General features: G+C 25.6%; 26 protein-coding genes. 13 read left to right on the top strand and 13 right to left on the bottom strand.

What is annotated here, in order from left to right:
• Positions 1 to 59 precede the first annotated feature (59 nt).
• The gene (locus tag ACH5BK_RS01215) at positions 60 to 2,324 is read left to right on the top strand and encodes an EAL domain-containing protein (RefSeq protein ID WP_404303957.1); all 2,265 of its coding nucleotides are present in this window, start codon (positions 60 to 62) and stop codon (positions 2,322 to 2,324) included.
• Between the two features lie 3 nt (positions 2,325 to 2,327).
• On the opposite strand, the gene ACH5BK_RS01210 is transcribed toward ACH5BK_RS01215, so the two are convergent.
• From ACH5BK_RS01210 to ACH5BK_RS01200, 3 genes are all read right to left on the bottom strand, one after another.
• Positions 2,328 to 3,821, bottom strand: a complete 1,494-nt coding sequence (locus tag ACH5BK_RS01210; RefSeq protein WP_404303955.1) for a hypothetical protein — start codon at positions 3,819 to 3,821, stop codon at positions 2,328 to 2,330.
• 127 nt (positions 3,822 to 3,948) lie between these two features.
• Positions 3,949 to 5,421 carry a tRNA uracil 4-sulfurtransferase ThiI gene (thiI, locus tag ACH5BK_RS01205; protein ID WP_404303954.1) on the bottom strand — a complete coding sequence of 491 codons (1,473 nt, stop codon included), beginning with the start codon at positions 5,419 to 5,421 and terminating at the stop codon, positions 3,949 to 3,951.
• A gap of 130 nt (positions 5,422 to 5,551) precedes the next feature.
• Positions 5,552 to 5,971, bottom strand: coding sequence for a peptidylprolyl isomerase (locus ACH5BK_RS01200; RefSeq protein ID WP_404303952.1), 420 nt, complete (start codon positions 5,969 to 5,971; stop codon positions 5,552 to 5,554).
• 377 nt (positions 5,972 to 6,348) lie between these two features.
• On the opposite strand from ACH5BK_RS01200, the gene ACH5BK_RS01195 reads away from it, so the two are divergent.
• The 5 genes from ACH5BK_RS01195 to ACH5BK_RS01175 are packed head-to-tail and all read left to right on the top strand — an operon-like array spanning position 6,349 to position 9,812.
• Positions 6,349 to 7,131 (top strand): TOBE domain-containing protein, encoded by a 783-nt coding sequence (locus tag ACH5BK_RS01195; protein ID WP_404303951.1) that lies wholly within the window; start codon positions 6,349 to 6,351, stop codon positions 7,129 to 7,131.
• 1 nt (position 7,132) lies between these two features.
• Complete coding sequence (gene modA, locus ACH5BK_RS01190) at positions 7,133 to 7,879, top strand: molybdate ABC transporter substrate-binding protein (RefSeq protein ID WP_404303950.1); 747 nt, start codon at positions 7,133 to 7,135, stop codon at positions 7,877 to 7,879.
• A 10-nt stretch (positions 7,880 to 7,889) separates the two neighbouring features.
• The gene (locus ACH5BK_RS01185) at positions 7,890 to 8,285 is read left to right on the top strand and encodes a TOBE domain-containing protein (RefSeq protein ID WP_404303949.1); all 396 of its coding nucleotides are present in this window, start codon (positions 7,890 to 7,892) and stop codon (positions 8,283 to 8,285) included.
• On the top strand, positions 8,278 to 8,967 hold the full coding sequence (gene modB, locus ACH5BK_RS01180; RefSeq protein ID WP_404303948.1) for a molybdate ABC transporter permease subunit: 690 nt from the start codon (positions 8,278 to 8,280) through the stop codon (positions 8,965 to 8,967). The genes ACH5BK_RS01185 and modB overlap by 8 nt, the downstream gene beginning before the upstream one ends.
• On the top strand, positions 8,964 to 9,812 hold the full coding sequence (locus tag ACH5BK_RS01175) for an ABC transporter ATP-binding protein (RefSeq protein WP_404303947.1): 849 nt from the start codon (positions 8,964 to 8,966) through the stop codon (positions 9,810 to 9,812). The genes modB and ACH5BK_RS01175 overlap by 4 nt, the downstream gene beginning before the upstream one ends.
• A gap of 7 nt (positions 9,813 to 9,819) precedes the next feature.
• On the opposite strand, the gene ACH5BK_RS01170 is transcribed toward ACH5BK_RS01175, so the two are convergent.
• Positions 9,820 to 10,578, bottom strand: coding sequence for a response regulator transcription factor (locus ACH5BK_RS01170; protein ID WP_404303946.1), 759 nt, complete (start codon positions 10,576 to 10,578; stop codon positions 9,820 to 9,822).
• 68 nt (positions 10,579 to 10,646) lie between these two features.
• On the opposite strand from ACH5BK_RS01170, the gene ACH5BK_RS01165 reads away from it, so the two are divergent.
• A complete protein-coding gene (locus ACH5BK_RS01165) occupies positions 10,647 to 11,696 on the top strand; it encodes an ATP-binding protein (protein WP_404303945.1) in 1,050 nt (349 codons plus the stop codon).
• A gap of 10 nt (positions 11,697 to 11,706) precedes the next feature.
• Here ACH5BK_RS01165 and ACH5BK_RS01160 read toward each other — a convergent pair whose 3' ends face one another.
• The 4 genes from ACH5BK_RS01160 to ACH5BK_RS01145 all read right to left on the bottom strand — a co-directional run bounded on the left by ACH5BK_RS01160 (position 11,707) and on the right by ACH5BK_RS01145 (position 14,030).
• Positions 11,707 to 12,402 carry a transcriptional regulator gene (locus ACH5BK_RS01160; RefSeq protein ID WP_404303944.1) on the bottom strand — a complete coding sequence of 232 codons (696 nt, stop codon included), beginning with the start codon at positions 12,400 to 12,402 and terminating at the stop codon, positions 11,707 to 11,709.
• Between the two features lie 105 nt (positions 12,403 to 12,507).
• Positions 12,508 to 13,137, bottom strand: a complete 630-nt coding sequence (locus ACH5BK_RS01155) for an NAD(P)H-dependent oxidoreductase (RefSeq protein ID WP_404303943.1) — start codon at positions 13,135 to 13,137, stop codon at positions 12,508 to 12,510.
• A gap of 10 nt (positions 13,138 to 13,147) precedes the next feature.
• Entirely contained in the window at positions 13,148 to 13,444 is a 297-nt protein-coding gene (locus tag ACH5BK_RS01150) for a putative quinol monooxygenase (RefSeq protein ID WP_404303941.1), read from the bottom strand.
• Between the two features lie 4 nt (positions 13,445 to 13,448).
• Complete coding sequence (locus ACH5BK_RS01145) at positions 13,449 to 14,030, bottom strand: NAD(P)H-dependent oxidoreductase (RefSeq protein WP_404303940.1); 582 nt, start codon at positions 14,028 to 14,030, stop codon at positions 13,449 to 13,451.
• A 127-nt stretch (positions 14,031 to 14,157) separates the two neighbouring features.
• On the opposite strand from ACH5BK_RS01145, the gene ACH5BK_RS01140 reads away from it, so the two are divergent.
• The 3 genes from ACH5BK_RS01140 to ACH5BK_RS01130 all read left to right on the top strand — a co-directional run bounded on the left by ACH5BK_RS01140 (position 14,158) and on the right by ACH5BK_RS01130 (position 16,290).
• A complete protein-coding gene (locus ACH5BK_RS01140; RefSeq protein WP_404303938.1) occupies positions 14,158 to 14,550 on the top strand; it encodes a winged helix-turn-helix transcriptional regulator in 393 nt (130 codons plus the stop codon).
• On the top strand, positions 14,550 to 15,446 hold the full coding sequence (locus ACH5BK_RS01135) for an AEC family transporter (protein ID WP_404303936.1): 897 nt from the start codon (positions 14,550 to 14,552) through the stop codon (positions 15,444 to 15,446). Before ACH5BK_RS01140 ends, ACH5BK_RS01135 begins: the two co-directional genes overlap by 1 nt.
• 115 nt (positions 15,447 to 15,561) lie before the next feature.
• The gene (locus ACH5BK_RS01130; protein WP_404303934.1) at positions 15,562 to 16,290 is read left to right on the top strand and encodes a DsbC family protein; all 729 of its coding nucleotides are present in this window, start codon (positions 15,562 to 15,564) and stop codon (positions 16,288 to 16,290) included.
• Positions 16,291 to 16,305: 15 nt separating this feature from the next.
• Here ACH5BK_RS01130 and ACH5BK_RS01125 read toward each other — a convergent pair whose 3' ends face one another.
• The 3 genes from ACH5BK_RS01125 to ACH5BK_RS01115 are packed head-to-tail and all read right to left on the bottom strand — an operon-like array spanning position 16,306 to position 17,948.
• A complete protein-coding gene (locus ACH5BK_RS01125) occupies positions 16,306 to 16,827 on the bottom strand; it encodes a pyridoxamine 5'-phosphate oxidase family protein (RefSeq protein WP_404303933.1) in 522 nt (173 codons plus the stop codon).
• A gap of 6 nt (positions 16,828 to 16,833) precedes the next feature.
• Positions 16,834 to 17,340 (bottom strand): HPP family protein, encoded by a 507-nt coding sequence (locus ACH5BK_RS01120; RefSeq protein WP_404303932.1) that lies wholly within the window; start codon positions 17,338 to 17,340, stop codon positions 16,834 to 16,836.
• Between the two features lie 53 nt (positions 17,341 to 17,393).
• Positions 17,394 to 17,948 carry a TetR/AcrR family transcriptional regulator gene (locus ACH5BK_RS01115; protein ID WP_404303930.1) on the bottom strand — a complete coding sequence of 185 codons (555 nt, stop codon included), beginning with the start codon at positions 17,946 to 17,948 and terminating at the stop codon, positions 17,394 to 17,396.
• 141 nt (positions 17,949 to 18,089) lie between these two features.
• Here ACH5BK_RS01115 and ACH5BK_RS01110 point away from each other — a divergent pair, with 141 nt between their 5' ends.
• A complete protein-coding gene (locus ACH5BK_RS01110) occupies positions 18,090 to 18,653 on the top strand; it encodes a TIGR00730 family Rossman fold protein (protein WP_404303929.1) in 564 nt (187 codons plus the stop codon).
• A gap of 33 nt (positions 18,654 to 18,686) precedes the next feature.
• Here the strand turns inward: ACH5BK_RS01110 and ACH5BK_RS01105 are convergent, their stop codons facing one another.
• On the bottom strand, positions 18,687 to 19,481 hold the full coding sequence (locus ACH5BK_RS01105) for an aldo/keto reductase family protein (RefSeq protein WP_404303928.1): 795 nt from the start codon (positions 19,479 to 19,481) through the stop codon (positions 18,687 to 18,689).
• Between the two features lie 12 nt (positions 19,482 to 19,493).
• A complete protein-coding gene (locus ACH5BK_RS01100) occupies positions 19,494 to 20,387 on the bottom strand; it encodes a DMT family transporter (protein ID WP_404303927.1) in 894 nt (297 codons plus the stop codon).
• A gap of 83 nt (positions 20,388 to 20,470) precedes the next feature.
• Here ACH5BK_RS01100 and ACH5BK_RS01095 point away from each other — a divergent pair, with 83 nt between their 5' ends.
• Together ACH5BK_RS01095 and ACH5BK_RS01090 are read left to right on the top strand one after the other, a co-directional pair.
• Positions 20,471 to 21,064: a Crp/Fnr family transcriptional regulator gene (locus ACH5BK_RS01095; protein WP_404303926.1), complete on the top strand. Its 594-nt coding sequence runs from the start codon at positions 20,471 to 20,473 to the stop codon at positions 21,062 to 21,064.
• A gap of 16 nt (positions 21,065 to 21,080) precedes the next feature.
• Complete coding sequence (locus tag ACH5BK_RS01090; RefSeq protein ID WP_404303925.1) at positions 21,081 to 21,887, top strand: AraC family transcriptional regulator; 807 nt, start codon at positions 21,081 to 21,083, stop codon at positions 21,885 to 21,887.
• The last annotated feature ends 34 nt before the right edge of the window (positions 21,888 to 21,921 follow it).

Below are 21,921 nucleotides of genomic sequence, written 5' to 3'. Positions count from 1 at the left end.
AATTTGACATCTTTGTAATACTATTTAATATTATAATATAAATAAAACAAAGAGGTTTAATGCACAAAATAAATTATAAAAGAACATATTTAATAATATACTTTTTAACTGTAATTGTTTTAATATTCGCTGTTACATATATTTTTGAAATAAAAGACAAAATGAATGTTAATAAAATATCTTCTGATAAATTTGAAGAAAAGTTTAAAAGTCATGAAACATCTATTTATAATTTTTTTGAAACCTACAAAGATACCTTAAATGCTTTAGCAAGAAATAAAACTCTTCAAGATTATATAAACTATTCTAAAAGTAAAAAAGAAGTACAAGAGCTTTTTTTAACATTAAATGATTCTTTAAAATATAGCTTTCAATTAAGATATATAAACAAAAATGGTTTAGAAAAAATAAAAGTTGATAAAGATATTAATTCAAGCCTAAAAGCTACTTCAAAAATTATAACTGATGATCTTTTACAAGATAAGTCTAAAAGAAAATATGTTCAAAAATTTCTGAATATACAAAATAATGATATAGTTATGTCAGATATAAATTTACAAAAAGAGTTTGGGAAAATTATAGAGCCTAAAATACCTACAATAAGACTAGCAACATCTGTTTATACTAAAGATGGCAAAAAAAGTGGTTTTATAGTATTAAATATCCAATTAAGTAGTTTTTTTCAAAACCTACAAAAAAGTACACTATACAATGTCTACTTAGTTGATAACAAAAATCGATTTATTACACATCCAAATAAAAAGTATGGAATCACAAGTGATAATTTTGATACGTATTTATTAAAAAATGAAATTGGAGAAAAACAAGCTAAATTGGCTTTGTCAAAAACAACGATAAATAATAAAGATTTTTTTATTAAAGATTTAAATAGTACTATTTTAGACCAAAAAGTAAGAATTTTATTTACACCTAAATTTAAAAATCTACAAATAGAACAAGAAGAGAGTCAATTATCAATCTATGTCATATTACTTATAGCAGCAGTTTTATTTTTACCTGTAATATTTTATTTTGCAAGTATTCCTGATTTACTTAGAGGGAAAATTAGAAAACAATCCATAACAGATAGTTTAACATCTCTTCCAAATAAAGAAAAACTATTTCAAGACTTATCTTCAAATAAAAGAGTTCAAAAAAGAATAGTTATTCTTTTACATATTGATAGTTACAATAGAATTCATGATGCTTATGGATATAAAGTAGCAGAAGAGTTAATCAAAGAGTGTTCTTTGTTTTTAAGTAAATTTAAATATAAAAACTCATTTTATAAACTATATAGAATTTCAAAAAATTGCTTTGCTTTTACTTATGATTTTAAAAGAAAAGAAGATTTACTTAGTATTTTAGATCATTTACATTATTCAATAGAAAATCAATCCTTTAAAGTATTGAATAATAATTTTGAGGTTTTAACAAATGCAACAATATCAATAAGTAATATAGAAGCTCCTAATAATACAATAGAAGATTTAAAAGAAGCAGAAGTTGCATTAAGTGATGCTTTAACAAGAAAAATAGATATAAATATTTTTAATAATGAAAACAAAAAGAATATTGAAATTAATAAGAAAAATATCTTAACAGTAAATCAAATTAAAAAAGCAATTGAAACAGATAATGTTATAATCCAGTTTCAAGCTATTTATAACAATCGAAAAGATTGTATTGATAAATATGAGACATTAATAAGACTAAAAGTTGATAATAAACTACTTTATCCAAGTGAATTTTTAGATATAGCAAAAGAAATAAAAAAGTATAAAAAACTTACAATGATAGTTATAGATAAGGCTTTTGAGTATTTCAAGGATAAAAAAGATGTAAGTTTTTCAATCAATTTAAGTATAGAAGATATTTCCTGTCAAGATATAAGAAAACACTTGTTTAAACAAATGCAAAAATATAATATTAATGATAGATTAGTCTTAGAAATTGTAGAAACAGAAACTATAAATAATTATGAAAACTTTTTATTTTTTATAAAAAAAGCAAAAGCTCATGGTTGTAAAATTGCTATTGATGACTTTGGAAGTGGTTATTCAAATTATGAATATATTGTAAAATTAAGTGATTATATTGATTTTTTAAAAATTGATGGTTCTTTAATTATTGGCTTAGACGAGAATCCAAAAAGACAATTATTAGTAGGAACTTTAAAGTTTTTATGTGATAGTTTAAATATCCAGACAATAGCAGAGTATGTGGAAAGCCAAGAGCTATTTGATTATGTAAAATCAATGGGAATTCACTATTCACAAGGCTATTATATTGGCAAAGCAGAAGATGGAATTAAAGTAGCATAATACTTATAATTCCACTTCAAATGCCATTTTTAAGACATCACTCTCAGTTAAATCTTCTTTGCTTCTTGGTTTAGGGTTTTTGATTTGAAGAACTTTATGTTTTATTTCATCTAAATGGTACTTTTCAAGATTTTTAATTAAAGTATCATTTATCATCTCTTTTTTTAAACTATTTGATTCAATAAGTCTTGAAATAGCATTTCTTAAATTTACTTTTGTTTTTTCGTATACTCTTTCTTCTTCTGTTAATGTTACGTAAACTTTATCTAAATATTCTGCAATACCCTCTCCTGGATACTTATATGTTGTAACCGAATTATAAACATATTTTTGTGCTTTTACATTTGGGATAAAAACACCTGTAAAAATAGAGCCTTGAACATTATTTATTCCATCTAAATCTCTTAATGGATTATGAGAACAAATATAATCCTCTTTTACCAAAGATGGTGAAAACTTTAAAGAATCAATATTATTTTTCAAAATAATAAAACTTCCACTAACTTGTTTTGGCCCACCTTTTAAAGATGAAAGTTCATTTTTAAAAGCTAAAAAGTCACCATGAACTATTTTAGGACAACCCTCAAGTGAAATTAGTTCATTATTACTTATATCAAAGTCCCCTTCTACTTCGTTAAAACTAAGTGGAAGTTTTGAAAGATTAGCTAGTTTGTCAGATAGTTTTACACTTCCTTTTACATTTACAGAGTTATTTGGCAATATTTCAAAGTTTTTAATATCATGCTTACTTAACCATCGACTAATATCTTCTTTATTACATAAAGCCACTATAGGTTTATATACATGAGAAACAACATCTTTACCTTTATATTTCCAAATCTTTTCTTCTTCATTGTAACTATTAGCAAGTTTATTTAATCTAATATCAGTTTGTACATCCCATCCAATAGTATCAGCAATACCATCAAGGCTTTTTAGAAGGTTGCCATTACAAATATAATCTTGAACAACAGTAATAGGCCCTCCATTTAACTCTTTTATATAATTGTGTGAACAATCAAAATACGCATCTATATATTTAGGCCCACCTTTTAAAGACTCTATTTTATTGTATTCACATCTAAAATAGCCTTTTATTGTTCTTGGGCTTCCTTTTATAGAAGTCAATTGATTGTTTGAGCAATTAAAAAAACCTATTACTTCTTTAGGACAGTAAGAAAGAGATGTTAACTTATTGTGAGAACAATCAAAATCTCCAACTCTTATAGGAGCTCCTAATAGAGAATCTAATTCATTCTTTGAACAATTAAAATCTTTTCCAACTTTTTCTGGGCAACCTTCTAAACTCTCTAAAGAGTTGTTACTTATATCAAAATAGCCATTTACTAATTTAAATTTTACAGGAAGTGTTTTCTCTTTTATTTTTTCATTTAAATTCACACTACCATGAACAGTAATATATAAATCTTCTGAAATAGTATAATTCTCAATTGAGTGTTCTTCTAACCAGCTCTCAACTGCAGATAAACTTGTCATTTTCAACCTTTTATTATATATATTAAATTTTAGTTTTTATTTGCTTTAGTTTTTATTAGATTGCCTATTTTTAGGCATAAAGATGAGTTATTTAATCAAAAAGAGCTTTTTACTCTTTTTGAAATGATTATTGTTTTTTTTCTGGTCTATAAACTTTAATATTATTTAAGTTTTCTGAATCTCTTAAAAATTGTGCATGTAATTGGCTTAAGATACCTTTATCACAATAAAAAAGATACTCTTTATCTTGAGGAAGTTTTCTAAACTCAGATTTTAGTTTATAAAATGGTATTTTTAGTGTTTGGACACTTGTACTTATACAATCATCACCTTGTCTTATATCAATCACCGTATAATCACCTGTAGATAAATCAGTAACAACATCAATTTGTCCTATTTCATTTACATCATCTGCTATTTCATCTACATTTACAACTACAGCGTCTTGCACTGCTTTATCTAGTACTTCATAATTAAAAGCCTTAGCTTCTTTTTCCATTCTATCAAAAGAGCCATGTGTAACTGGACTTTTTGAAATAACACCACAATACTCAGGCATTGTTTCAGCAAATCTTTTTGTACCAATTTTAGTTGCTATTTCTATAATTTCTGGTTTATTCATTGTAGATAAAGGTCTTAAAATTAATTTATTTGAAACTTTATCAATTAAAGCTAAATTTCTTAAGGTTTGACTTGAAACCTGTGCTACACTCTCACCTGTCAATAAAGCATCTATTTTCATTTCATCAGCTATTTTTTCAGCTGCCATAACCATAAGTCTTTTTAATGTAACTCCCATATATGGTTCACTTGTAGATTTAAAAATCTCCGTTACAACATCGTCAAAAGGTACAGAAGTAAAACTTACTCTATGAGAAGAACCAAACTTATTCCATAAATAATAAGCAACCTGTTTAACACCTATTTCATGTGCAATTCCACCAAGATTAAAGAAGATAAAGTGTGTTTTAATTCCTCTTTTCATAGTAAGATATGAGGCAACTGTTGAATCAAAACCACCAGACATCAATGATAAAATAGAGTTTTGAGTTCCTATAGGGAAACCTGATAAACCTCTATACTTCTTAGTAACTATATTTAATTGATTATGTACAAGCTCAATGTTAATTGTAACTTCTGCATTCTTTAAATCAACACCTTTAGTTTCATTATGTGCTAACATATATCCACCAACAGTTTGTTCAATATCTGTCGATTTAAAATCGTGCGTACCACTTCTTTTTGCTCTAACTACAAAAGTTTTATTTTGAATTTCATGGGAAGTAAGTTTGTTTACTTTTTCTTTTATTTCATCTAAAGTTTTTACATTTTCAAACTGTAATACTTCCAGTATTAGCTCTATACCTGGTGTATCTTTTAGTTTCTCTCTTACTTGTTGTATTAAACTATTATCACAAGTGATTTCCATCTTATCAGAAAATTTTTTTACTGTGATTTTTTCATCTATATTATGTAGTACTGTTTGTAAATTATTATAAAGCTGTCCAACCATTTGTCTTTTAGCTTTTGATCCTTTTACCATAATTTCAGGAAAGAATTTTACAACAAATTTTTGTGTCTTATCTTGCGACATTTCCATTATTTAAATACCTTATGTTTTATATAAACGCAATTATAACATAAGAGTTTTAAGTTTACTGTAGAGTTAAAAAGAATAAATAAGGTAGATATAGTATTTAAAAACTATCTACCTTATTAAAGTTTTTGTATTAAACTATTTTTTCAATAAATACTTTAAATACTAAGTCTTTTCCTGCTAAAGGATGATTATAATCAACTGTTACTTCCTCTTTTGTAACATCAGTTACAGTTGCTTTAAATATAGAACCATCTTGTGCTTCACCTTCTAAAACCATTCCTATTTGTAAATCAATTCCCTCAAACTCTCTAACTGGAACTTTTTCATTTAAAGTTTCATCATAAGGTCCATACGCCTTATCACTTAGAACTGTTACTGTTCTTGTTTCACCTTCATTTATATCTGTAATTAATTCTTCAAAACCAGGTAATAATTGTCCAGAACCAAAGGCAAATGTCATTGGCTTTTCACCCATATTGCTTTCGATAATTCTATCATCAACTTTTAATTCAAATGTCATAGTTACTAATTGATCTTTTTTGATAGCCATTTGTATTCCTTATTTAAAATGCATAACTATATCAAAAAAAAATTTATTGTAAATAAAACAAATAAAAATAATCTGATACTATTTAAATATATAATAGTATTAAAAATTATACATAAAAATTATAAATAATATTTGCTTTTAGTAATTTTTATAAGTATGTATAACTAATAGTATGTTATCAATTTTACAAATGTCATATAAGAATAAAAATTTTTCTTTTTAAGCAAAGCAATTTAATAACAACTGATATATAAATATTTTTAACCTATATAAATATTATACACAGAGTTTTTTACTAGTAGTTCTTTCATTATATATTAAGGTATATAGCGGTAGTATTTTCTAAACGTTATATACTTGAATATATAAGGAAAGATATGAATATATCATCAAACCTAACCCTAGAACTATTTAATCAGCCTTTTTTATTAGAAAAAAGAATAGAGCTACTTCTAGCAATAAAAGAACACGGTTCTATCTCAAAAGCTGCAAAAGCTGTACCAATGAGCTATAAAGCTGCATGGGATGCAATAGATAGTATGAATAACCTATCTTCGACAGCTTTAGTATCAAAAGAAACAGGTGGAAAAGGTGGAGGTGGTACTGCTCTTACTTCTTATGGAGAAAGTATTATCAACACTTATTTATTTTTAAAAGAAGAACAATCAAGATTTATGAATAAATTAAATGAGTTAACAAATATTGATACAGGAACATTTAAAACAATAGGAAGACTTGCTATGCAAATAAGTGCTAGAAATCAAATAATTGGAAAAGTAGATAAAATCGTCTCAAATGAAGTAAATGCAAATATCATCATCGTTCCTAAAAGTGGACATGAACTCTTTGCTAATATTGCATACGAAGCACTTGTGTCTTTGAATATAAAAAAAGGTGATGAAGTTACAGCAATATTTAACTCAAACAATATATTGCTTTCTACCAGTGAAGATATAGTAATTAGTGCAAGAAATAGAATAAAAGGTACTATTAAGTCAATTACTAAGAATTCTACAAATAGTGAAGTTACTATTGATATAAGTGAAAATGAAACTATAACTTCTATTATTACAACAGGTGCTGTTAAAAACTTAAATCTTGAAGTTGGAAAAACAGTATATGCATATATAAAATCAAATGATATTATGGTAGGAAAATAAAATGAAAAAAATACTTACAACAATGGCACTATTATCTTGCGTAAGTTATGCGCAAACTTTAAATATTGCAGTTGCGGCAAATGTATCTTATGCAATTAATGATTTAAAAAAAGCCTTTAATAAAAAGCAAAGTGATACAAAAATAAATATTACATTAGGAAGTAGTGGTAAACTAACTGCTCAAATAAAAAATAAAGCACCCTATGATATTTTTATGTCTGCAAATATGAAATATCCACAAAATTTATATGAAAATGGCCTTACAATAAATAAACCAATAGTTTATGCTAAAGGCTCTTTGGCCTTATTTAGTAAAGAAAAACAAAACTTTGAAAAAGGCTTAGATATTCTAAAAAATAAAAACATAAAAATCATAGCTATAGCAAACCCAAAAACAGCACCTTATGGAGAAGCTGCATTTGAGGCACTAAATAATGCCAAAATACTAGATAATGTAAAAAACAAATTTGTATATGGGGAATCAATTTCTCAAACACTATCATATACTTTTACAGCAGCAAATATAGGACTTATTGCGAAATCAATGCTTTATAGCCCTAAAATGTCAAACTATAAACAGGGTATAAACTATACAGATATTGATACTAAACTTTATACTCCTATCAAACAAGGTGTAGTTATTTTAAAAAGAGCAAAAGAAAAAAATGAAGCAAAAGCCTTTTATGATTTTCTTCAATCAAAAGAAGCAAAAACTATTTTAGAAAAATATGGATATATAGTAAAATAAGGTATTGTATATGATAAAAGCAACTATAAAAAATATACAAAGTCAAAAAAGTATACATATTGTAGAATTTGACTTTAATGGTGTAACTTTAAAAATGATGAGTTTAGAACTTAGTAATAGGATAAAAATAGGAACAAAAGTATCTTTAAGTATAAAATCAACTCAAATTACAATAGCAAAAAATATTACAGGAATGTTAAGTTGTAGCAACAAAATTCATGCAAAAATAAACCATGTAGATAATGGGGAACTATTAAGTTGTATTTTACTTGATATAAATGGTGTTTTACTAGAATCAATCATTACAGCTAGTGCTTCAAAACAAATGGTTTTACAAAAAGATGATGAGGTTCATGTTTTTATTAAAGCTAGTGAGATATCAATATTGGAGATATTAGATGTTTGAATTATTATCAAATTTAAATTTAACTCCTTTTTTTATCTCTTTTAAATTAGCTTTTATTACAACTGCTATTTTGTTTATAATCGCTCTGCCCTTATCTTGGTGGCTTAGTCAAACAAAATCCAAAATAAAACCTCTTATTGAAGCATTTAGTGCTTTACCTATAGTTTTACCTCCTTCTGTTATTGGATTTTATTTGTTATGGGCTTTATCTTCAAACTCTTTTATCGGTCAGTTCTTTGAAGAAATTTTTGGAATACAATTGGTTTTTAATTTTACAGGTTTAGTAATAGCTAGTTGTTTTTATAGCCTACCTTTTATGGTTCAGCCTTTACAAAGTGGCTTTGAAAACCTTAATAAAAACATGATTGAAGCTAGTTATATAAGTGGAAAAAGCAAATTAAAAACACTTATAAAAGTAGCTTTGCCAAATATAAAACCCTCACTTCTTACTGCACTAATAGTAACTTTTGCTCATACAGTAGGAGAATTTGGAGTTGTTTTAATGATAGGTGGAAGTATTCCAGGTGAGACAAAAGTTGCATCTGTAGCAATATATGAATTTGTTGAAATACTAGATTATAATATGGCTCATATATATAGTGCTATTATGTTAGTACTAAGCTTTTTAGTACTTTTAGGGGTTTATATATTTAATAGTAAACAAAAAAAGAGTTTTATATGATAAAAATAAAAATAAAAAAAGAGCTTTTAGGACAAATAGGAAAAATAAACCTTGATATTGATGTTCAGATACAAAAAGGTGATTTTATTGCTCTTACAGGTAAAAGCGGGAGTGGGAAAACTACCCTTCTTAGAGTTTTAGCAGGTTTAGAAAGTGCAAAAGGAAATATTTGTGTAGATGATAAAACTTGGCTTGATGATAAAAGTGCTTTAAGTATCCAAAAAAGAAATATAGGTTTTGTATTTCAAGATTATGCACTCTTTGAGAATATGACTGTTTTAGAAAATCTTTTATATGTAAAAAAAGACAAAAACTTAGCATTAAAACTTTTAAAGATGACAGATTTACAAAAACTAGAAAATAGACATCCCAAAAGTTTGAGTGGTGGACAAAAACAAAGAGTTAGTATTTGTAGAGCGATGATGAATAAACCAACTCTTTTATTACTTGATGAACCATTATCAGCATTAGACCCCAAGATGAGGGATAAACTACAAACTGAAATCTTAGCTTTACATAATGAGTTTAAAACTACAACTATTATGGTTAGTCATGATCCACGAGAAATTTATAAACTATCAAATAGAGTTATTGTTTTAGAAGATGGAAAAATTACAAATGATGGTTTAGCAAAAGATATACTTTTAAAAACTCAAGGTTCACAAAAGTTTTCTTTTGAAGGAGAAATTCTTGATATTATAAAAGTAGATGTTGTGCATATAGCTATTGTAAGTATAGGACAACAGTTAGTTGAAGTAGTTTTAAGCAATATAGAAGCCAAAGACTTAAAGATTGGTTCACGTATAAATGTTGGGACTAAAGCATTTGCTCCTATAATTAAATAGTTAAAGATTAAGAAAGAGTACTTATTTTATAACCTAGACCATAAATGTTCTCTACTTTTAAGCTAGGTACTTTTTTTCTTAATCTTGAGATTATATTTTTTAAATTTGAAATATCTGGTTGTTTATCTTCATCATCTTTCCATAAAAAAAACATTATTTCTTCATTTGAAGAAGTTTTTTCTGGTGTTTTTAAAAGTAACTCAAAAAATAAATACTCTTTTTTTGTAAGTTTAACAGCTTGATTTTCTAAAAAAAGTTGTTTTTTGTTTTTATCCCAAATCAAAGTTTCTGCTAGATGTATAATATTTTTGGGAATACTTTGTTCTTCATTATCTTTTGAATTCATATAAATATCTTTTGATACTTTATATATTATTTCTGTAAAATTTTCAAACTGAATAGGTTTTAATATAAATTGAGATATGCCAATATTCACTAAATCCATTAAATATTCAGATTCATTATGTGCAGATAAAACTATTAAAGGTTGTTTATGATTTTCATTATAAATTAGTTTTGTCAATTCTATACCATCCATATTTGGCATTTCAATATCTGTAATAACTAAATCAAAATATTTATTATTTTGTTTATAAAAATCTATATATTTTTCAAAACCTTCCTTACCATCTTTTGCTGTAATAATTTTCTTTTGAAATATATCTTCTAAAAGCTCTTTTGTTGATTTTCTAATAGAGTCATCATCTTCAACAAATAACACATTGATATTTTCTGTATATTTTTCTAAAAAAATATAATCAATCATAAAGATTTCCTTATCATAATGAAATAATAGATGTATTATAATAATATTTACATTAAAAGGATTTATATATGGGAAAAACTAGCTCTATTTCTTTAGAACTAAAACATATTTTAGATAATACAATTGAAGGAATACTAATAATAGAAAATGGGTTTATAAAAAATGTAAATAAATCTTTAGTAAAAATACTAAACTATGAAAATGAAGATGAACTTATTGGCAATTTAGCAACAGGAATACTAATTCCAACTTCAAACAAGAAATATTTAAAATATAATAGTAGAACTTTCCAAGAAATTGCCCTTTTATCTAAAACAGGCACAATTATTCCTGCTATCATAAAAATAAGAACTATCATTCTACATGAAAAAGAATGTAAAATGGTATCTGTTTTAGATATGAGTGAAATTAAAAAAAAAGAAGAAATGTTAATAGAACAATCAAGATTAGCTGCGATGGGTGAAATGATATCTGTTATTGCACATCAATGGAGACAGCCTTTAAATGCAGTAGCAAGTATAACTACAAGATTAAAAATGAAAGTAAAAATGAATAAGCTTGATAAAGAGTTTGTAGAGAAAAAAGCCGATGAAATAAGTGATTATTTACAGTATATGTCTAAGACAATTGATGACTTTAGAGACTATTTCAAACCTCAAAAAGCACAAAGTTTAGTTACAAGTCAAGAATTAATTCATGATACAATGAGAATTTTAAGAACATCTTTTGAAAATCAAAATATATCTATAGTTATTGAAAATAAAAAATGTGTTCCTTTGTATTTACATAAAAATGAGATGATACAAGTCATAATTAATATATTAAATAATTCAAAAGATGCTTTTATTCATAGAGAAATAGAAAATGCAACTATCAATATATCTTTTGATGAAAAAGAAAATTATCAAGCAATTTTGATTAAAGATAATGCAGGTGGAATAAAAAATGATATTATATCAAAAATATTTACACCTTATTTCACTACGAAAAAAAGTAAAAATGGTACAGGATTAGGATTATATATTTGTAAAAGTATTCTTGAAAAACATTCAAATGGTAAAATTGATGTAGAAAATACTGAAGATGGTGTATTATTTAAAATAATATTTTTTAAATAATACACACAATTTATAATGTATTTATAATATATCCTCTATTTGAAGAGTTCTTTATAAAAGATTCATTTGTTTTTTCTCTTATATGTTTTACAATATTTCTTAAAGTATATTTAGAAAAGTTTTTATTTTTCCAAACAATTTTTTCTATGCTTTCATAAGTAACTAACTCATCTTTTCTTTCAATAAGTAGTTTAATTAAACTTTTTTCTGTTCTTGTAAGCTTTACAATCTTTTTATCATAAAAAAGCTCATCTCTTGAAATATCAAAATAAAAACCTTTATCAAATTCAAGTCTTTGATTTTGGGTTTGGTAGTTTAAAAATAAACTTATATTTAAAGTTAACTGCTTCTCATCTATTGGTTCATAAAATACTGAATATACATTTGAACCTTTGTAAATAATCTGATTTTCATCAAATTCACTCTCTAGTAAAATTGTAGGAATATTTAATCTATAAGAAAATTTTGATTCAAATAACTTTATAAAATCTTTTATTCGTTTACTTCTATTATCAAATACAATCAAATCAAAAGTTGAAATTTGTTCACAGAAAAATTCAAAATCTTCAACCTCATAAAATGACATTTTATATAAATTATCTTTATTATAAAATGTCATATCTTTCATAAATTTACTATTACTATTTATTATTAATACTGATTTAAGTCTTATGTTTGTAGTTGCATTTATAAAAATATTACTCATTTAAACACCTTTTTATAGTACTTTACATCAAATTAAAGTAATGATGCTTACTAACATATCATTTAGTTATTAAATAAAATCTTAAATCTAGTAATTTAATGATAATTAGTCTATAAATTCTACAATATCTTCTAATTTTTCCCTTTGTTGAGTAGATTGTTCATTTATTCTATAACCAAAAGGTAAAACCATTGATGTTTGATATTTACTTGTATCTAATTCTAAAATTTTGTCAAGTTTATCTTTTTCAAACCCTTCTATAGGACAAGAATCAATACCAATACTAGCTGCAGCTGTCATCATATTACCTGCTGCTATATAAGTTTGTCGTGCTGTCCAATTATATATATTTTCATCAGATGACAATGTTTGTTTCAAATGATCTGAATAAAGATTTAAATAAAAGTTCAGTTTTTCTTCTGGCATTTCTCTTCTTCCAAATTTCCTTTTTGGAATTCCTGACTCAGGTTTAACACCCTCAATTGCTGCTAAAATAATCACTAAATGAGAACAAGATGTAATTTGTACTTGATCCCAACAAGCAGGTCTAATTTTTGCTTTAAAATCTTCATTTGTGATAACTAAAAACTTCCAAGGCTCCATACCAAAAGAAGAAGGAGATTTACGAGCGACTTCTAATATAAAATTGATTTCATCATTTGAAATTTTTTTTGTTTCATCAAATACCTTACAAGCATGTCTAAAATCCATTGCTTCCATAAAAGTTTTTTCCATCTTTAAATCCTTATATATCTAGTTTTTTTAATTTGTCTATATTTAAACTTTCAAGTTTATCTTCTAAAGCATTTACAAATGAGATAAAATGTTCTTTTTTCTCATGATTTGATAAAGCCTCTTGATTTGCCCATGTTTCAACAAAAGTAAATGAGTACTTATCTTCTGTATCCTGGTGTAAATCATATTGAATACAACCATCATCAAACTTGTGTGTATTTGAATGAAGTTTAACCAACTCTTGATAAACTTCATCTAAAAACTCTTCTTTTACTTTTAACTTAGCAACTATTATAACTTGACTCATAACATTAAGCCTTAAAGTTATTTTCTAAAATATTTGTAAACTTAGATAACTCTGCATCTAAATCTAAATCACCCTTGAAAATATCATGCACTGCATAACTCTCTAGTGGAGTCATTCCACAAAATTGGAAGATCTTATGAACAGCAACATGAGCTTCATCTAAAGATAAACCATCAAAGAAACCTTTTTCATTATCAAATTCAGAAACTGGACAGTTATAAGTTAAAGATAACATATACTTACCATTTAATAATCCACCACTTCCATAAGTTTTTGAAGCATCTTCTCTACTTCTTCCATCACTTGAGTAATGAACTCCTTGAGTTAAAACTTCATCAAAATATTTTTTTGCAATCCAAGGCATACTCATCCAATATACTGGATATTGAAAAATCACATAATCTGCCCAAACTAACTTTTCTGCCTCTTCTTTTATATCATAACCCTTTTCAATATGAGTAGTCTTTACAGTAAAACCTTTTTCTTCTAAAAGTTTTGTAGCTGTATTGATATAAGTAGCAGTAAGCTCCCCTTTTGCAACTACATCATAATGTTGGTGTCCATTTATAATCAAAACATTTTTCATTGAAAATCCTTGTTTAATTTTGAAAATTATATACCTTATAAACTTAATTTTAACTTACTTTACTTTAGGTAAGTAATAGAATTAAATATAATTTATGATATAATAACAATTAGAAAGGATTTATTTTATGTATATAGTAAATGATAAAGAATATAAGTGCTCAGTTGCAGTAACTTTAGATATTTTTAATGATAGATGGAAACTATCTATTATATGGCACTTATTAGAAGAAAATAAAAGATTTAAAGATTTACACGAAAGTATCCCTGAGATTACTCAGAAAACTTTAACTGTAAAATTAAAAGAATTAGAAGAAAAAAATATAATAAATAGAGAAGTATTTCCAGAAGTTCCTCCAAAGGTTGTTTATTCTTTAACTCCTGCAGGGAAAAGATTAAGACCCGTACTAAAAGAGATGTATGAATGGGGGATTTCTTATGCTAAAGAGCATGGTGAAATCACAGATGATGGTGCCTGTTGTGAAGTAGCTGTATCAAAAAAAATTGGCTTTAAAAAATAATGGGTAACTTTGCATTAATTGCAATTGCTATTCTTGCTGGTTATATCTTACAAAAATTTAAGATATTTCCAGAAGAAACCTCAAATATATTAAATAAATATATTATTTATATTCCCCTTCCAGCAATAATATTACTTCAAGTTCCAAAACTTACATTTTCATTTGATGTATTAATACCTACAATCATTGCATGGTTAGTTATGGGAATATCCGTAATTATTGTTTTGTTATTTTCAAAAGTTTTATCTTGGTCAAAAGAAGTTACGGGAAGTTTACTTTTAGTAGCAATTTTAACAAATAGTTCAATAATGGGTATTCCTATTATTGAGTTATATTTAGGTTCTCAAGCTTTACCTTATGTTCTGATATATGATCAATTAGGTACATTTTTAGCCTTAGCTGCTTATGGTACTTTTGTTACAGCATATTATAGTTCAAGTGGGAATATTCATCCAAAAGTAATAGTTATAAAAATAATAACTTTTCCATCATTTATAGCTTTGATGTTTGCACTTTTGCTACTTGGGCAAGAGTTTCATCCTCTAATTACTGAAGTTTTAACTAAATTTGCTAATACTTTAGTTCCTGTTGCACTTGTTGCAGTTGGTTTACAACTTCAATTTAAATTACCAAAAAATGATTTACAACCACTTAGTATTGCTTTACTTATAAAACTAATTTTAGCACCACTTATAGCCTATGCTATTTGTCTTTTATTTAATTGGTATAATCTTGCAGGTATCACTTCAATTTTTGAAGCAGGAATGGCTCCAATGATTACAGCAGGAGCAATAGCTTCAATGGCAGGATTAGCTCCAAGATTAAGTACAGCCATAGTTGGATATGGAATTATTTTTTCATTTTTAACAACATATATTATAAGTATACTTATATAATTAAATATAAGTTTTACTTAAATATAAAAATTTATATATTTTTTCTTATTGTTTTTATAAATACTAAACATAAACATTGTATGATTTGATAAATTTTTTAATTAGGATAAAATATATGATAAAAACTGCTAGAAATTTATTATTAGCGTTAGCATTGACAACAGGACTTAACGCAGCAACAGAGCTTAATAAAGATGAAATCAAAAAAATAGAAAACTTAGAACTTTTTAAAGGTGTAAATATAAAAGTTAAAAAAGCTTATGATACACAAAGCCTATATCTATTAAGAGTTGAAGTTAGAGGTAAGATAGATGAAATTTATTTAACTAAAGATAAAAAGTATTTAATTGCTGGTGATGTATTAAATACAACAGATGGATCAAAGCTTACTGTTCCAGCTGACTTATCAAGTGCAAAAGGAAACCAAGCCTTTACTTATGGGACAGGAAAAGATGAATATTACTTATTTACAGATCCTGAGTGTCCATATTGTAAAAAGTTTGAATCATATTTAGAGCAAGTAAAAGATAAAGTTAAGATAAATGTGTTTTATTTTCCTTTAGATTTTCATGCAAATGCAAAAGATATCTCACTTTATATTATGAGTCAAAAAACACAAGCTGAAAAAATCAAAGCTATGGTAAATACTACAAAAGATACACCTGCTTTTAAAAATAGAAAAATTGATCCAAAAAAATTAAGACAATTAGAAGCAAATCTTGATAAACAAATAAAAATTGGACAAGAACTTGGAGTTCAAGGAACACCAGCTGTTTTTGATAAAGATGGTAATAAAGTAAATTGGGTACAAATGCTTCAATCTTATGGAGTACAAGTAAAATAACTAGTAGGTTTTCTACTAGTTATAATTTTTCAAAATACTTTCTCTTACTATGCTTAAATTATTTGAACAATTAGGTATTATATAGTTTACCCTTACTTCAATAACTCTTTGTATATCATAAGAATCAAACAAATCCATATATTTTGAAAGTTCTTTTTTATTATCTATTATTTCTGCAGTTCCTGATATTTTAACTCTTATATCATTTAAAAAATCTATACATAATAATCCAACATTTGGATTACTCAAAATATCTCCTGCACCATGAAATATTCCATTTCCAATATAATCAGGGAAAATAAGCGTTTTTTCATCAAGTACTTTTATTAAATATTTAGACTTTTTACCTTTAAAATTTACATTTGTATTCCCATTTTTATTTGACGTTGCAAAAAAGAAATACTCTAAAGCTTCCAAATAATTAGCTAAAGACTTGTCTATTTCATCATTTACTATGGTATCAAAATAGTATTCAAACATATTTTTTGTATTATGTTTTTCTCTTAATTCATTATGTTCTTTTGTAAAAATATTCATCTTTTCCTACCAATACTGTGGATAATTTCTGTTTTTGTATAAATTTATATAAAATAATGCTGTTAAAACTAAAATTATAGAGCCAAATAAAGTAGGAAATATTAAATAGTCCCAATTTGCTGCAAGTAAAAAAACAATTAATGGATTAGAACCAGCTGGAGGATGAACTGTTTTTGTCAATATCATTGCTGAAATTGCAGTAGCTAAAGCTAAAGCCATACTCCACCACTCTTGTGATACAAAATGAAAGAAAAATAATCCTACAAATGTTGCAAGTATATGTCCAAAAACTACATTTCTTGGTTGAGAAAATGGACTTTTCTCATAAGCAAAAATAAGTACACAAGAGGCTCCAAAAGAACCTAATACTAATAAATTATTAAAACTTTCTGTCATATATCCTATAATACTTATAGCAACAAAACCACCAATAAATGCAAATAAAACCTCTTTTATATGTACTCTATTAGGAAGAGCAACTCCTTGTCCTTTAAATTTTTTCAAATAATTCATAATTTTCCTTTACAACCAAACGATTGTTTGATTAAATAGATTAAAAAAAATCATCAAACTAGATTGATAATTTTTTCTCCAACGCTTAAATAATCTTTTTTACTATTGTAAAGATTCATAAGCATAATAGCTCCTTGTGTTAAAGAAACACACTCCCTTGATAATCTTCTTGCTTCATCATTTGTATATTTATTTTTAAATATGTTAAATAAAGCATTTTCCCATGCTAAAAAATACTCTTTAATAAGTATTTTAAACTCTTTATTTTCATAAGAAACTTCTAAAGCAAGATTGCCTAATAAACAACCACCTTCACTATTTAAGAAATAATCATCAACTTTTTTTACAAACAGTTTGATTTTTTCTTTACTATTTAAAGTATCATCATAAGCAATTTGATAAACGTTTTTATCAAAATACTCATGTATATACTTTAATGACTCCAAACCTATTTCATCTTTACTTTTAAAATGATGATAAAGACTTCCTTTTATAAGACCACATTCTTCTGCAATATTTGCTATTGAAGTATTTGAATAACCTCTTTTTTTAAAAAGTATAATAGCTTTTTGTAAAATCTCTTCTCTTGATGTTTTTTTTATTGCCATATTTTTCCCAAACGATTGTTTGGTAAAATTATAATATCTTTTTTTAAAGATGTCAAGAAAGATATTTTTATATTATCTTTAACTGGGTTTTAACTTTATTCGCGTTAAAGTAAGTCTATCTTTAAATTAAGGATTCTTATAATGAAAATAGCAATATTTTGTGGTTCAAGTATTGGAGATAATGAAGTTTATTCTAATGCTGCAAAACAACTTAGTAAATATTTAGCACTTAATAACATTGATATAGTATATGGTGGTGGAAATGTTGGTCTTATGGGAGTAATAGCTTCAACTGCAATGCAAAATGGTGGAAAAGTATATGGAGTTATACCTGAGGATTTACAAGGTAAAGAGCTTGGGCATACAGGAATAACTGAATTAAAAATAGTAAAAAATATGCATGAAAGAAAAGCTACTATGGCTAATATGGCTGATGCTTTTGTAGCACTTCCTGGTGGAATTGGTACTTTTGAAGAAATATTTGAAGTTTGGACATGGGCACAGCTTGGATATCACAATAAACCTTGTGCTTTTTATAATACAAATAGATTTTATGACAATTTATTTTCTATGATTGATAATATGTGTCAAGAAGGTTTTATGAAAAAAGAATACTCAGAAATGCTAATAAAAACTTCAGAGCCAAAAGAGCTACTTGAAAAAATCAATACATACAATCCTCCCAAAGTAAAGTGGAAAAACTAAATTAAAAAATAAGTACTTTTAAAGTACTTATTTTTATAATAAAGCATTTACTTGACGTATTTCTTCATCTTCTAGTTTAAAATTCAATATATCCAAATCTTCTTCTACATGCTTTTTTGATGTTGTTCCATTTAAAGGTGTAATTCCAATGTGTTTTAAAAATCTATAAAAAATTTGAGGAACTGTTTTGTTATATTTTATAGCAAGAGATTGAACTTCTATACTACTTAAAAGATGTGGATTTGCTGTAAGTGACCAAAAGCTTTGATATGTAATATCTTTTTGTCTACAAAATTCTCTTATTTGTTTATCATAGTCACTATCTTTATAAAATCTATTTTGAACAACTTTTGGTTTTACCTCCAAAATATTATATAAGTAAATAAGTAAATTTAAATCATAACAATTACTAATCCCTATTTGCCCTACCTGACCACATTGTACAAACTCTTCCATTGTTTTAAAAACTTTTATTAAATCTTCAATTGGCCCAAATGGAGAGTGAACAAGATATGAATCAATAAAATCTGTCTTTAAATTCTCTTTTGATTTCATAAATGATTTTTCTAATTGAGTTAATATATCATCAGAAGCTAAATAAGGCATATTATTCTCATCTTGACCATTTATTGGAGTAAACTTTGTTTGAATAAAAATATCTTCTCTTTTTATACCCTTTTTATAAGCATTTTCTAAACCAACGCCTACTAAATCTTCTCTATAATGTTTTGGTTGGCATGCTGTATCAACAGCTTTAAAACCACAAACAAGAGCTTGTTCAACTAGTTTTGAAGTTTCTTCTTTTTTCCATGCTGTTCCATATATCATAAGTAAGCCTTTTTATTTTATTTCATTGCTTTTTTTTAATAATATAATAGTAGCAAAAATTGATAGCAAAATGCCAAAAAAAGTATATATATTTATTTTTTGATTTTCTATGAAATACATCAAAAAAGCAACAATAGCAGGATTTAAATATACATAAGCCATAAGTTTATTTGGGCCTAAAATAACTGTTACTTTTTGATATAAAAAAACAGTGATAAGTGTAGCTCCTATACTTAAATATATCATATACCAAAAGTTCTCACCTTGAAGTTTTTGCCACTGTAAAGGAATATCTAATAATACCAAAGCTAAACTCATCCAAATAATACCACCAAATAAAGTCATTAAAGTTATACTTAACACTTCGTCATTTTTTTCATAAAAAAACTTCACGCTTATTGAGTATAATACCATAGATAAAACTCCAAATAAAAAAATCAAATCTCCATGATTAAAACTAAGTTCTATTAATCTTTGAATATTACCTTCAAAAATAACTACAGTTGTACCAATCATTCCTAATAAATATATAAAAAGTTTTAAAATATTTAGTTTGTCCTTAAAAATAAAGTTTGCCAATATAGCAGTAACTAAGGGTACTAAAGTAAAAAGAGTAGCTGTATTTAAAGCTGTTGTATCTTCTAAAGCTCTAAAAAGTAAAATAAAATATAAACTATAAAAGAAACTTATTTTAAGTCCTTTTATAAAACTTGTTTTGATTTTTATTCTATATTTTTTTATAATTAAAATAATTGGTAATAAACTTATAAAAGCTAAAACAAATCTCCCTAAAGTTAATGAAATGGGATTTATTATTCCTGATAATTTACCTGATATTATAAAAGATAAAGCTACTAAAACTGTTGCTATAAATACTAATATATGTGCTTGTATATTTTGATTCATACAAATCCTTTTTTATTTATAGTTTATAAAAAGATCATTCTTTTGTCATTTACATAGATTGATTTTTTGGCTACTATTTCAGAATGAATGAAGAAAAAATATTAGAAAAATTAAATGCAACATTAAACTCATATTCTACTATTTCAAATGAAACTTGGAGTGAGTTAAAAAAAATTTGCACAATAAGAAATATCAAAAAAGGTGACTATGCCTTTGATTTATATGATAATGTAAATGAAATATCTTTTGTTTATAAAGGCTTATTTAGGACTTTTAGTATAAATGAACACGGTGAAGAGTATACAAAAAACTTTTTTTGGGAAACAAGATTTTATGGTCCTATGGTTGCACTTCTTACAAATAGTGAAGTTGATTCTTGTGTACAAGCCTTAGAAGATTCAATTGTAGTTGATATAAAACATGATAAATATAGAGAGCTTCTAAAAAAAGCTGATGATTTAAAGATGTATCATATTTTATATTTAGAAAAACACTGGATATTACAAAAAGATCATAATACTTATGCTTTAGTTTTAGAAGATGCAAAACTTAGATATGAGAGATTCTTAGAAGAGTTTAAACATATTTTACCTAGACTCTCACAATATCATATTGCTACATATCTTGGAATATCAGCAACTCATCTAAGTAGAATAAGAAAGTCCTTAAAAGATTAAGATTTATAGGAAAATTATGCTAAAAAATTCTATTATGAAAGAGATAACTTTTCAAAATCATAAATTAACATTTAAATTTATTCATAAGAAACATACTTTTTCTAAACATATTCATGATGATAAATATATGATAGGAATTTGTTTAGAAGGGAAAAACTATTTTAATATGGATAGTCAAGATTTTGAAGTAACAAAAGGAATGTTATGTCTTATTCCTCCAAATACTGTTCACTCTTGTAAAACTATAAATATTGATGAAAAATGGCAATTTCTTACTTGTTTTATACCTAAAGATTTTTTTGAAGAGATTGCTAAAAGTATATGTAATAAAAGCAATTTTACTTTTAAAGAATATTTCATAAAAGATGATGATTTAGCTAGTTACTTAGAAAAAATCATAAGAGATACTTTGACTTATGAAAAAGTTTTTGACAATGAAATCATAGACTTTATCACCATATTTTGTGAAAAATATATGACATATAAAGAAAAAATCAAAACAATAGAAAATGAAAAATTTGAAGATTTGTTTAAATTTTTTAAAGAAGAAAAATATGATTTAAAAGAGTTAAGCTTTTATGATATGGCAAAAGTTATGAATATGAATCCATACTATTTTCATAGAGTTTTTTCAAAGTCTATAGGTTTAACTCCTCAAACTTTTATAAATTTTTTACGAGTTTCCAAAGCAACAAAACTTCTAACAAACTATGAAAGTTTATCCCAACTAGCACTTGAATGTGGTTTTTATGATCAAGCTCATTTTACTAAAGAGTTCAAAAAATACCATGGTATAACTCCTACAAAATATAAAAATATCTAAAAGATGTTCAAAATATTACAATACAAAAATTTGT

It is taken from the genome of Arcobacter sp. YIC-80 (assembly GCF_044841725.1).
Lineage (GTDB): Bacteria > Campylobacterota > Campylobacteria > Campylobacterales > Arcobacteraceae > Arcobacter_B.
Note: the sequence above shows the minus strand (reverse complement) of the source record. Positions and strands in the feature narration are given on the sequence as shown.

Excerpts from the sequence above, each read along its gene's own strand:
- ACH5BK_RS01215 (WP_404303957.1), top strand. The coding sequence starts at position 60 with ATGCACAAAATAAATTATAAAAGAACATATTTAATAATATACTTTTTA.
- ACH5BK_RS01210 (WP_404303955.1), bottom strand. The coding sequence starts at position 3,821 with ATGACAAGTTTATCTGCAGTTGAGAGCTGGTTAGAAGAACACTCAATT.
- thiI (WP_404303954.1), bottom strand. The coding sequence starts at position 5,421 with ATGGAAATGTCGCAAGATAAGACACAAAAATTTGTTGTAAAATTCTTT.
- ACH5BK_RS01200 (WP_404303952.1), bottom strand. The coding sequence starts at position 5,971 with ATGGCTATCAAAAAAGATCAATTAGTAACTATGACATTTGAATTAAAA.
- ACH5BK_RS01195 (WP_404303951.1), top strand. The coding sequence starts at position 6,349 with ATGAATATATCATCAAACCTAACCCTAGAACTATTTAATCAGCCTTTT.
- modA (WP_404303950.1), top strand. The coding sequence starts at position 7,133 with ATGAAAAAAATACTTACAACAATGGCACTATTATCTTGCGTAAGTTAT.
- ACH5BK_RS01185 (WP_404303949.1), top strand. The coding sequence starts at position 7,890 with ATGATAAAAGCAACTATAAAAAATATACAAAGTCAAAAAAGTATACAT.
- modB (WP_404303948.1), top strand. The coding sequence starts at position 8,278 with ATGTTTGAATTATTATCAAATTTAAATTTAACTCCTTTTTTTATCTCT.
- ACH5BK_RS01175 (WP_404303947.1), top strand. The coding sequence starts at position 8,964 with ATGATAAAAATAAAAATAAAAAAAGAGCTTTTAGGACAAATAGGAAAA.
- ACH5BK_RS01170 (WP_404303946.1), bottom strand. The coding sequence starts at position 10,578 with ATGATTGATTATATTTTTTTAGAAAAATATACAGAAAATATCAATGTG.
- ACH5BK_RS01165 (WP_404303945.1), top strand. The coding sequence starts at position 10,647 with ATGGGAAAAACTAGCTCTATTTCTTTAGAACTAAAACATATTTTAGAT.
- ACH5BK_RS01160 (WP_404303944.1), bottom strand. The coding sequence starts at position 12,402 with ATGAGTAATATTTTTATAAATGCAACTACAAACATAAGACTTAAATCA.
- ACH5BK_RS01155 (WP_404303943.1), bottom strand. The coding sequence starts at position 13,137 with ATGGAAAAAACTTTTATGGAAGCAATGGATTTTAGACATGCTTGTAAG.
- ACH5BK_RS01150 (WP_404303941.1), bottom strand. The coding sequence starts at position 13,444 with ATGAGTCAAGTTATAATAGTTGCTAAGTTAAAAGTAAAAGAAGAGTTT.
- ACH5BK_RS01145 (WP_404303940.1), bottom strand. The coding sequence starts at position 14,030 with ATGAAAAATGTTTTGATTATAAATGGACACCAACATTATGATGTAGTT.
- ACH5BK_RS01140 (WP_404303938.1), top strand. The coding sequence starts at position 14,158 with ATGTATATAGTAAATGATAAAGAATATAAGTGCTCAGTTGCAGTAACT.
- ACH5BK_RS01135 (WP_404303936.1), top strand. The coding sequence starts at position 14,550 with ATGGGTAACTTTGCATTAATTGCAATTGCTATTCTTGCTGGTTATATC.
- ACH5BK_RS01130 (WP_404303934.1), top strand. The coding sequence starts at position 15,562 with ATGATAAAAACTGCTAGAAATTTATTATTAGCGTTAGCATTGACAACA.
- ACH5BK_RS01125 (WP_404303933.1), bottom strand. The coding sequence starts at position 16,827 with ATGAATATTTTTACAAAAGAACATAATGAATTAAGAGAAAAACATAAT.
- ACH5BK_RS01120 (WP_404303932.1), bottom strand. The coding sequence starts at position 17,340 with ATGAATTATTTGAAAAAATTTAAAGGACAAGGAGTTGCTCTTCCTAAT.
- ACH5BK_RS01115 (WP_404303930.1), bottom strand. The coding sequence starts at position 17,948 with ATGGCAATAAAAAAAACATCAAGAGAAGAGATTTTACAAAAAGCTATT.
- ACH5BK_RS01110 (WP_404303929.1), top strand. The coding sequence starts at position 18,090 with ATGAAAATAGCAATATTTTGTGGTTCAAGTATTGGAGATAATGAAGTT.
- ACH5BK_RS01105 (WP_404303928.1), bottom strand. The coding sequence starts at position 19,481 with ATGATATATGGAACAGCATGGAAAAAAGAAGAAACTTCAAAACTAGTT.
- ACH5BK_RS01100 (WP_404303927.1), bottom strand. The coding sequence starts at position 20,387 with ATGAATCAAAATATACAAGCACATATATTAGTATTTATAGCAACAGTT.
- ACH5BK_RS01095 (WP_404303926.1), top strand. The coding sequence starts at position 20,471 with ATGAATGAAGAAAAAATATTAGAAAAATTAAATGCAACATTAAACTCA.
- ACH5BK_RS01090 (WP_404303925.1), top strand. The coding sequence starts at position 21,081 with ATGCTAAAAAATTCTATTATGAAAGAGATAACTTTTCAAAATCATAAA.